This is a genomic window from Flavobacteriales bacterium (genome assembly GCA_013001705.1).
In the GTDB taxonomy this organism is placed as follows: Bacteria; Bacteroidota; Bacteroidia; order Flavobacteriales_D; family JABDKJ01; genus JABDLZ01.
In genome coordinates this window covers 1-9,488 of the sequence record JABDLZ010000251.1, presented here as the reverse complement: position 1 = coordinate 9,488, position 9,488 = coordinate 1, and the positions used below count along the sequence as shown (strand labels likewise).

Sequence of the window (9,488 nt, the reverse complement as noted above, 5' to 3'; positions counted from 1 at the left end):
ATATGCCCAGTCACCTGAGTATACACGCCTGTGGCATCCTCATACCAGATAAGCCCATCACCTATTACACGGCCACCTTCATGCCTCCCAAGGGTTTCCCCACCACCCAGTTCAGCATGTTAGAGGCCGAGGATATCGGCATCAACAAGTTCGATATCCTCTCCCAACGGGGACTCGGCAAGATCAAGGATAGCCTGACACTGATCGCAGAGAATCATCCGGATGATGCCCCCATCGACATCCATGACATCCGCAGGTTCAAGCAGGATCCCAAGGTGAAGAAGCTCCTTCGCAATGGAGACGCCATCGGCTGTTTCTATGTGGAATCTCCTGCCATGCGCATGCTCATGCGCAAGTTGGAAGTGGATGACTATCTCGGTCTCGTAGCGGCCAGTTCGGTGATACGACCCGGGGTAGCACAGAGCGGCATGATGCAGCAGTACATCCTCCGCAAGCGCAATCCCGAGCGCAGAAAAGATGCCCACCCGGTCATGCTCGAACTCATGCCGGAGACCTATGGCGTGATGGTCTATCAAGAAGATGTGATCAAGGTGGCCCACTACTTTGCCGGGCTCAGTCTAGGTGAGGCCGATGTGTTGCGTAGGGGTATGAGTGGGAAGTATAGATCGCGAGAAGAATTCCAGCGGGTCAAAGAGAAGTTCTTCTCCAATTGTGTAGAGAAGAAGGGCTATACCATGGAACTCACCGCGGAGATCTGGAGACAGACCGAGAGTTTTGCCGGCTATGCCTTTGCCAAGGGACATTCTGCTTCTTATGCCGTAGAGAGTTATCAGAGCCTCTTTCTCAAAGCCTATTACCCGCTGGAGTACATGGTGGCCACGGTCAATAATGGTGGTGGATTCTACACTCGGGAGCATTATATCCATGAGGCACGGATGCATGGCGGCATCATCGAAGCACCCTGTGTGCAGGACAGCCTCTACCTGACCCGTATCCGAGGCAAGGTGATCCACCTAGGGCTGCACTTGGTCAAAGGACTCGATAAAATAGTAGCTGACCGCATCATCAGTGAACGGGAGATGGGCCCATATGAGAATCTGACCGACCTACTGGACCGTGTACCCATGGGCATGGAGCAGCTGAGTATCCTCATACATGTGGGAGCGTTAAGGAATCTCAATGGGAATAGGAATGGCAATCTCAATGGCAATGGCAATGAGAATGAAGTAGAGCTCAACTCAGTAACTCATCAACCCTTAAACTCTGCCGTAGGCAGCAATAAGAAGGAACTCCTCTGGGAGGCTTATGGCATACTGGAGAAGAAGCAGAAGCGTCATGATGAGCAGATGCGCATGTTCCGCCCTCCGACCAAGAACTACGCTCTACCCCATCTGGATCACCAGACCATAGAAGATGCCTTCGATGAGATGGAGTATCTCGGTTTCCCGCTCTGTCATCCCTTCGACCTGCTCCGTGAGCCGGTGGATGACCATATACGCCTGAGTAATCTGCACCAATATGTGGGCCAGACTGTGACCGTGTACGGCTATCTGGTCACCGCTAAGAATACCCAGACCAAGCTGGGCGATCGCATGAACTTCGGAAACTTCGTGGATAGGGATGGCGCCTTCTTGGACACGGTACACTTCCCTGAAGTAGCGGCACGCTACCCTTTCAGAGGTAAGGGGGTCTATGCGGTCACCGGCAAGGTGGTAGAAGAGTGGGATTTCCAGACCATTGAGGTAGAAAGCATGATCAAGCTCCCTTATGTGGATGACCCGCGCTATGTTGAATTCAAGACTCAAGATGATGGATTCAAGATAGAGGGTGAAACTTCTTTGGGGGATAAAGACCAGAATCGGATACGGACGGAGAATAGAAAACGAAAGAGAAAAGAAGCAACAACCTCTCCCCTCTCGAGAGGGGGTGTGGAAGAAGAGCGCACAGGCAGGGGTGTGTCAGTGACTGAATAATGATGAAAAAAAGGAAGATCATACCATACAACCCTAAGCTTAAAGAGCTTGCTAGAAACCTGAGGAACAACTCCACTCCATCAGAAATCCGCTTGTGGAAATATCTCAAAGGGAAACAATTCCACGGCTATGACTTCCATAGACAGAAGCCTATTGATGAATACATCGTGGATCTCTTCTGCCAAGAACTCATGCTCGCTATTGAACTGGACGGAAGAAGTCACTCGCTAGAAGAAATCCAGAAAAAGGATTACCAAAAAGAGAGAGCCTTGAACAAATTGGGAATCCGCCTATTGAGGTTCTCTGATGATCAAGTATTCAATGAGATGAAGAATGTGATGAGGAGTATTGAAGCTCATATTGAAAACACAGAACACACCCCTGCTACCTCCACTATCCCGCTCACCCCCTCTCAAGAGGGGAACACCAGAATGAAAAAGCCTAGTTGAAATATGAAAAGTGTAGGTGACATAGAACATGAGCTTAAGTCGAAAGAAGCGCCAGCCCATCCCCTCTTGAGAGGGGGCGCGATAGATGGTGCGTTGGGAGGGGTGTGTCCTTACAATATATCCCTTTCTAGTCACCACTCTCAACACACCCCTGCTACCTCCACTGACCCGCTCACCCCCTCTCGAGAGGGGAAACCCAGAAATGAACCTTGCTGATACAAAGAGACATATCGAAATCTAGCTCCCACTCCATCGCACACATGGATCTGGACACCTTCTTCGTGTCCTGCGAGCGCCTGCTCGATAGCCGCTTGAACAACCGACCCATCCTCATCGGAGGGACCAGTGACCGAGGAGTGGTGGCCTCCTGCAGTTATGAGGCACGGGCATTCGGAGTGCACTCGGCCATGCCCATGCGATTGGCCCGTCAGCTCTGCCCAGAGGCGGTCATTATCCGTGGCAACTCGGGCACCTACACCAAATACTCCCGATTGGTGACCGATGTGATAGCCGATACCGTACCAGTCTATGAGAAGACCAGCATAGATGAGTTCTATCTCGACCTCACCGGCATGGATCGCTTCTTCGGCAACTATAAGCTGGCCAGCGAACTCCGCCAGCGGATCATGAAGGAGACCGGACTGCCCATCTCCTTCGGGCTGAGCGAGAACAAGACCGTGAGCAAGGTGGCCACCGGAGAGGCCAAACCCAATGGACAACTGCAGATCGACTATGGAGATGAGAAACCCTTTCTCGCACCGCTCTCCGTACGCAAGATCCCCATGGTAGGTGAGAAGACCTACAAGACCCTCTGCGACCTAGGGGTCAAACGCATCCTGACCATGCAGGAGATGCCGGTGGAGTTGATGGAAAGGGTATTCGGAAAGAATGGGCGCAAGCTCTGGAACAAGGCCAATGGCATAGATAAAAGCCCGGTCATACCCCATACCGAGCGCAAGAGCATCAGTACAGAGCGCACCTTTGACCGGGATACTACTGATGTACATAAACTGCGCTCCTTACTACAGGCCATGGCCGAGAATCTGGCCTTCCAACTGCGTAGGGGAGAACGCCTGACCGCCTGTGTGACCGTACGCATACGCTACTCCGATTTCCAGACCAAGAGCTTACAGAAGCGTATTTCTTATACCTCTGCCGACCATAATCTATTACCGGTGGTCAAAGAACTCTTTGACAAACTCTACGATCGAAGGGTACTGGTGCGCCTCGTGGGAGTGAAATTCAGTCACTTGGTACAGGGCGGACATCAGATAGACCTATTCGAGGATGATGAGAAGATCATCAATCTCTATCAGGCCATGGATAAGATGCGTGACCGATATGGTGATCGAGCGGTCATACGTGCAGCCGGTATGGGTGCTAGGAGCTTAGGGAGATTCAATCCCTTCAATGGAGAGCCGCCTCCCTTATTGGCACATAGGAAGCAGTGAAAATAGATTCGAGATGAGACCTGGATCAAGCCGATAGAGCCTCCGGAGTATATCCACTTACATACCTGACCGGAATGGATTCAGATGCTTCGAGTGTATCAAGGTAAACCTTGGCAATCTCAGAAGAAGAAGGCCAAGTACTACCATCCATACCCATGGCAAGGGCCGTCTCTTTGACCAATGGAGGATGAACGATCAGTGCTTTCTTATCTGTCAGTTCCAAATTGATCGCTCGAACAAATCCTTCCAATCCAGCATTCACCAGAGCTATGTTGGACGTATCAGGCCACGGAGAATAGGCCAACATTCCACCTGTGAGGATAATCTTACCTCCAGGATTCAAACTTGACAATCCATGGCGCGATACTCTGACCTGACCCTGTAGCTTACTATCCAAACCCAATCGCCATTCCTCATCCGATAGCTTTTGAAATGAGCCGAAACTTGCTCTACCAGCAACACAGACAATGGCATCAAATAATCCATGTCCCCTAAAAAAGGAATCCACAGATTCATTATTCTCAATGTCTATCGAAGGACGGGAACTCCTAGAGACCCCGATAACCTGATGTCCCATTTGCTGGGCTTCTTTCGTAATCGCACTTCCGATGGTACCTGTTGCACCGATCAATAAAATCTTCATTCTGTTAAAGTTTAATATGCATATCAAAATCTGCAGCCTGTTGAATGACTTTGTCGATAGACTCTTTTGAAACAGACTGCTGGAGAGCATCGGATTCTGTATCCAATACACCCAAACTCTCAAAAAAGGACCTGAAACCCTTAGGGCTGTGAATGTTTATCCACCGAGCAGTCTGGTCTGAAGTATTATTGAACGTATGCAGGGTATTTGGAGGAAGATCCACTGTCTCTCCTGTCTTTACAATAGTCACCTTTCCATCGATCATGAATTCCATTTCTCCAGACACTACATGAAATAGCTCAGTATACCCGGTATGATAGTGCGGTGGAGGCCCTGGAGTTCCACCAGGTGTCTCACCCAAAACAAAATCATAATCCCCTGTGACATCTACTGGAGTGATACGATGCCCGACTACCCAGACTGGTTCATTTCTCTTCATTTCATGAGATTTTTGTCTCACAAAGCTAATCACATATCATACAATTCCAAACTTTATGAGATATTTGTCTCATGAATAAGCTCTCGCTCGATAAGGGTCGCATACATCAAAAAATGCAGACCAGGGCCTCGATCCTGAATGCGACCAAAGGCCTTTTGAAAAAAAGAAAGAAGTTATCTCTAGAGGACATTGCGGCAAAGGCGAAGGTCTCCAGAGCCACCATGTACCGCTATTTTCCCAATATCGAGCTCCTTATAATGGAGGCATCTTTAGAGATCTCGCATGCCACACCAGAAGAAATATGTGAGAATATCCAAGGATTGGATCTGACGAACAAGATACTCTCCATTCAAGATCATTTCAACGCCTTGGCCATCGAGCATGAAGTGGCGTTCAGGAGATATCTGGCACTTGCTACAGTAGAGGCGATCAACTCTAAGAAAAAGATTCGTGGTGCTCGCAGAGTGAAGACTCTTCGTCTAGCGCTTGCACCTCATAAGAGTTCATTCAAAAAGAACGAATTCGACAGGTTCATTGCCTCAGCAACCGTGCTCATGGGAATAGATGCGATCATCGTGTGTAAAGACGTTACGAGGTTGAACAATGAACAAAGTCTGAACAGTTTGGCCTGGTGTATGAAGAGCTTACTGAAGGGCCTTGAGATTGGTTGAACTACCCCTAATCCTTCATTTATCTACCCCTCCTACGCCTCTGCTTGACCTCATGATCGGTCAATAGGATGAATCGACCATCTTGAGCCTGGAAATCACATCTATTGAGACAATCCACCTGCTCTCCATTATCCAAAGCCGGTCTCCAGTCGATGTCTCGATAGAGATTCTGGATATCGGGAGCTTTCTCCAAGCGATTCAATCCAGACACCTGAAAATCAGAAGCTTCTCCTCTGCAATTGATCAAGCAGGAGAGACTCAAGGTGTCTCCATCAGACAATCCCAATTGACGTGGAGTGAAATAGAGATTCAGCCGCAAAGCGATCTCATCATAGGTAACATCAGGGACAGGAGGCTGCTCTACTCTTGTTAGTAGCATTCCCGACTCTACGCACCTCCCCTGCCCTACCACTGACAGGGATAGACCCATAAGGGTCACCAACACAATACTTCGCATACATTCAGTCCAATGAATCGATTAGCAAGTAAGGGCAAATCGGGACTGAAAGCAAGCTGCTTACACCGAAGGTTCAACAGGACGTTGTAGAATACCTCTGCGGATCAATTCCTCAGCTATTTGCACCGTATTGGTAGCAGCCCCTTTTCTCAGGTTGTCAGAGACCACCCACATATTCAGCGTCTTCTCTTGGGATTCGTCCCTGCGCAGTCGACCTACATAGACATCGTCCGTGTCCTTGCCATACAAGGGCATAGGATAGCGGTTGTTCTCTACGTCATCGACCAAGGTCACTCCAGGCGCTTGTTCGAGCAATGAACGGACCTCATCTATATCGAATTCTTCTTTGAACTCTACATTGACACTTTCTGAATGCCCTCCATCTACGGGCACTCTTACGGCTGTGGCGGTGATCCGGATGCTATCATCACCCATGATCTTGCGGGTCTCATGTACCAGCTTCATCTCTTCTTTGGTATATCCATTGTCCATGAATACGTCACAATGTGGCAGGCAGTTCTTATCGATCGTATAGGGATATACCTGGTCTCCTTCTTTTCCTGCACGCTCGTTCTCCATCTGCTCCACAGCGGCCTTTCCTGTGCCTGAGACCGATTGATAGGTACTGATGACCAGTCGCTCAACGCCATATCGATCGTATAGCGGTTTCAAGGCCACCACCATCTGTATGGTCGAACAATTAGGATTAGCGATGATCCTATCAGATGCCGTCAAGGATGACCCATTGACTTCTGGAACGACCAACTTCTTGCTGTTATCCATACGCCAAGCAGAACTATTGTCAATGACGACCGCACCAGTTTCAGCGAACTTGGGAGCCCATTCCAAGGACGTTCCTCCTCCAGCTGAAAAGAGGGCAACATCCGGTGCTCGATCGATGGCCGTCTGCATATCCACTACGGTGATCTCTTCTCCTCTGAAATCCACTTTCTCTCCTATAGTACTCCGCCCTACAAGTATCAATTCAGAGATGGGGAAATCCCTCTCCTCAAGTACTTGAAGCATCTTCCGTCCTACCATTCCTGTCGCTCCGACAACCGCTACGCGCATCTATGTTTCTCTTAAGAATTCGTTAATCTGATCGAATAGCTAAAGTAGTATCTTCAACGGATGCCGTGGGCTATGGTAGCGAGGATGAAATTCACAAAGTACACTTGGATTGCGGGGCTCTTACTGCTCAACTCCATATCCCTTTCTGCTCAGGTAAATGACGATTTCAGCGATGGGGACTTCACCAATTCTCCTGTGTGGAGCGGTGACAGCGATGAGTTCGAGGTAGATGCCATGCAAGAATTGCATCTGATAGCACCCGCCAATGAGGGTGAATCCTATCTCTCCACTCCGAGCATCTCCATCAACAACGCACAATGGGACATCCACGTGCGTATGGATTTCAACCCATCGAGCAGCAATCGATCCTATATCTACCTCACCTCGGACCAGCCTGATCTGGAAGGGGAATTGAACGGATATTTCGTGATGATCGGCAACACTGCGGATGAGATAAGCCTATACCGACAAGACGGTAGCTCGACCATCAAGATCATCGATGGGACAGATGACCTAGTGGATGTAGACCCAGTAGAAGTAGCCGTCCGAGTGACACGGGATGACCAAGGCAATTGGGAGCTTTCAGCGGATGTCGGATTGACCGGATCCTTTACTAGTCAGGGTAATGTTTTAGATGACACATATACATCCAGCAGCTATTTCGGTGTCCGATGTGATTATACCTCCACACGTTCAGAATTGTTCTGGTTCGATGATATAGTGGTCACAGGTGATGGAGTGATCGATGATGTCCTTCCCGAATTGAATGACGTGGTCGCACTCGATGAGAACACACTCGAACTGCAATTCAGCGAAGCATTGGACCCCAGCTCGGCCGAGAACGTGAATAATTACACTCTACTTCCTTCTACGCTTCCCGTCTCTGCAAGTGCTGATGGTGCCACCGTTGTGCTCGAGTTCCTTGATCCCTTCCCAGAGAACCAAGAACTCAGCATCGAGGTCTCTGGAGTGATGGATCCAGCGGGAAACACCTTGGTGACCACCACTGTCGAATTCATGTATGTAGTCATCGGTATAGGACTGGAAAGAAGTGTAGTGATCAATGAATTGATGGCCGACCCCAATCCGAGTCTTGGCCTGCCAGAAGCGGAATACATCGAACTCTACAATCCCTCCGATTCAGCCTATGACCTATCTGATTGGAATCTTCAGAACAGCGCTGATGATGAGTTCTTGGAGAACTATATCCTATTGCCAGGTGAGTATGTCATCATCTGTGACGATGGCTTTCAGAGCGCTTTTGAAGGCTATGGTGCCACCCTTGCCGTAAGCACATTGACAGCGCTGAGCAATACGGGGGATGACCTACGTTTATACAATGCCAATGGCATGCTGATCGATTCGGTGAACTATGACATCTCTTGGTACGGTGGTGAACCTTTCGATGACGGTGGCTACAGCTTGGAGCGGGTCAATCCGACCCTTCCTTGTGATAATCCCACCAACTGGATTCCAAGTCAAGCGGTCCCCGGAGGAACACCTGGCACTGAGAATTCGCTCTTCATACCAGCGGATACAGAAAGTCCTCAACTCATACATATCGAAGTGATCGGGGAGAACCTGATCATCCTTCAATTCAACGAAGGCATGGATGAGCTCAGCTTGATCACCGGGTCGTATTCCATTCCCGGCATCAACTCCTTGGTCCCACAACCTATCACGGATATTACCCAAGTGGCACTACTTGCAGAACCGGGATTTGTAGGTGGTGAGAGCTATGCATTAACAGTAGATGATGTCCAAGACTGTAGTGGGAACACGATCGAGACAGAAATTATCGAATTCTTCATTTCTCCTCAGGCAGCTGAAGGGGATTTGATCATCAATGAGATCATGGCCGATCCCACCCCCGCTATCGGTCTACCAGAGGCCGAATACCTCGAGCTGTACAATCGGAGTGGATTTACATTCGACCTTGAGAACTGGGTGCTCAGGAATACCACCACGGACATGATCCTCGGTGAGTTCGTGATAGCTCCTGGCGAATATGTGATACTATGCGATGAAGACGAATCTGACGCTTTCACGACCTCTGGGTCGGTGCTTGCCATCCCATCATTCAGCAGCCTGAACAATGGCGGTGATGACCTGTACCTCATTGACCCTGAGGGTGTGACCATCGATGAAGTGGCATATTCATCAGCATGGTACAATGACCCGCTGCGTGATGATGGAGGTTACAGTCTGGAACGCATCAATCCCGATCGACCTTGTAGCGATGGTAATAATTGGCGGGCCTCTACCGCTGTCCAAGGAGGCACCCCGGGTTCTGCCAATTCGGTCCTGGACCTCAGCCCGGATGAAACAGCCCCGAGTCCCGTTTCTCTTTTGATCAATGGTACTCAGCAATTG

Annotated in this window: 9 protein-coding genes; 5 read left to right on the top strand and 4 right to left on the bottom strand. The window is 49.4% G+C overall.

Annotated elements, in window-relative coordinates; all coding sequences use genetic code 11:
• The 3 genes from HKN79_10160 to dinB all read left to right on the top strand — a co-directional run.
• Positions 1–1,934, top strand: a 1,934-nt coding sequence (locus HKN79_10160; GenBank protein ID NNC83930.1) for a DNA polymerase III subunit alpha, incomplete at its 5' end; no start/stop codon positions are given.
• A gap of 2 nt (positions 1,935–1,936) precedes the next feature.
• Positions 1,937–2,383 (top strand): endonuclease domain-containing protein, encoded by a 447-nt coding sequence (locus HKN79_10155; GenBank protein NNC83929.1) that lies wholly within the window; start codon positions 1,937–1,939, stop codon positions 2,381–2,383.
• Between the two features lie 209 nt (positions 2,384–2,592).
• Complete coding sequence (dinB, locus tag HKN79_10150; protein NNC83928.1) at positions 2,593–3,834, top strand: DNA polymerase IV; 1,242 nt, start codon at positions 2,593–2,595, stop codon at positions 3,832–3,834.
• Positions 3,835–3,859: 25 nt separating this feature from the next.
• On the opposite strand, the gene HKN79_10145 is transcribed toward dinB, so the two are convergent.
• Positions 3,860–4,477 carry an SDR family NAD(P)-dependent oxidoreductase gene (locus HKN79_10145; protein NNC83927.1) on the bottom strand — a complete coding sequence of 206 codons (618 nt, stop codon included), beginning with the start codon at positions 4,475–4,477 and terminating at the stop codon, positions 3,860–3,862.
• Between the two features lie 4 nt (positions 4,478–4,481).
• Entirely contained in the window at positions 4,482–4,916 is a 435-nt protein-coding gene (locus HKN79_10140) for a cupin domain-containing protein (protein NNC83926.1), read from the bottom strand.
• 71 nt (positions 4,917–4,987) lie between these two features.
• Between HKN79_10140 and HKN79_10135 the strand changes: the two genes are divergently transcribed.
• A complete protein-coding gene (locus tag HKN79_10135) occupies positions 4,988–5,587 on the top strand; it encodes a TetR/AcrR family transcriptional regulator (GenBank protein ID NNC83925.1) in 600 nt (199 codons plus the stop codon).
• A 19-nt stretch (positions 5,588–5,606) separates the two neighbouring features.
• On the opposite strand, the gene HKN79_10130 is transcribed toward HKN79_10135, so the two are convergent.
• Positions 5,607–5,966 (bottom strand): hypothetical protein, encoded by a 360-nt coding sequence (locus tag HKN79_10130; GenBank protein ID NNC83924.1) that lies wholly within the window; start codon positions 5,964–5,966, stop codon positions 5,607–5,609.
• A gap of 138 nt (positions 5,967–6,104) precedes the next feature.
• Positions 6,105–7,115, bottom strand: a complete 1,011-nt coding sequence (locus tag HKN79_10125) for an aspartate-semialdehyde dehydrogenase (protein NNC83923.1) — start codon at positions 7,113–7,115, stop codon at positions 6,105–6,107.
• Between the two features lie 84 nt (positions 7,116–7,199).
• Here HKN79_10125 and HKN79_10120 point away from each other — a divergent pair.
• Positions 7,200–9,488: hypothetical protein (locus HKN79_10120; protein ID NNC83922.1), on the top strand; the 2,289-nt coding region annotated here is incomplete at its 3' end.

Coding starts and splice junctions, on each gene's coding strand:
- HKN79_10155 (NNC83929.1), top strand. CDS start 1,937: ATGAAAAAAAGGAAGATCATACCATACAACCCTAAGCTTAAAGAGCTT.
- HKN79_10145 (NNC83927.1), bottom strand. CDS start 4,477: ATGAAGATTTTATTGATCGGTGCAACAGGTACCATCGGAAGTGCGATT.
- HKN79_10140 (NNC83926.1), bottom strand. CDS start 4,916: ATGAAGAGAAATGAACCAGTCTGGGTAGTCGGGCATCGTATCACTCCA.
- HKN79_10135 (NNC83925.1), top strand. CDS start 4,988: ATGAATAAGCTCTCGCTCGATAAGGGTCGCATACATCAAAAAATGCAG.
- HKN79_10130 (NNC83924.1), bottom strand. CDS start 5,966: ATGCTACTAACAAGAGTAGAGCAGCCTCCTGTCCCTGATGTTACCTAT.
- HKN79_10125 (NNC83923.1), bottom strand. CDS start 7,115: ATGCGCGTAGCGGTTGTCGGAGCGACAGGAATGGTAGGACGGAAGATG.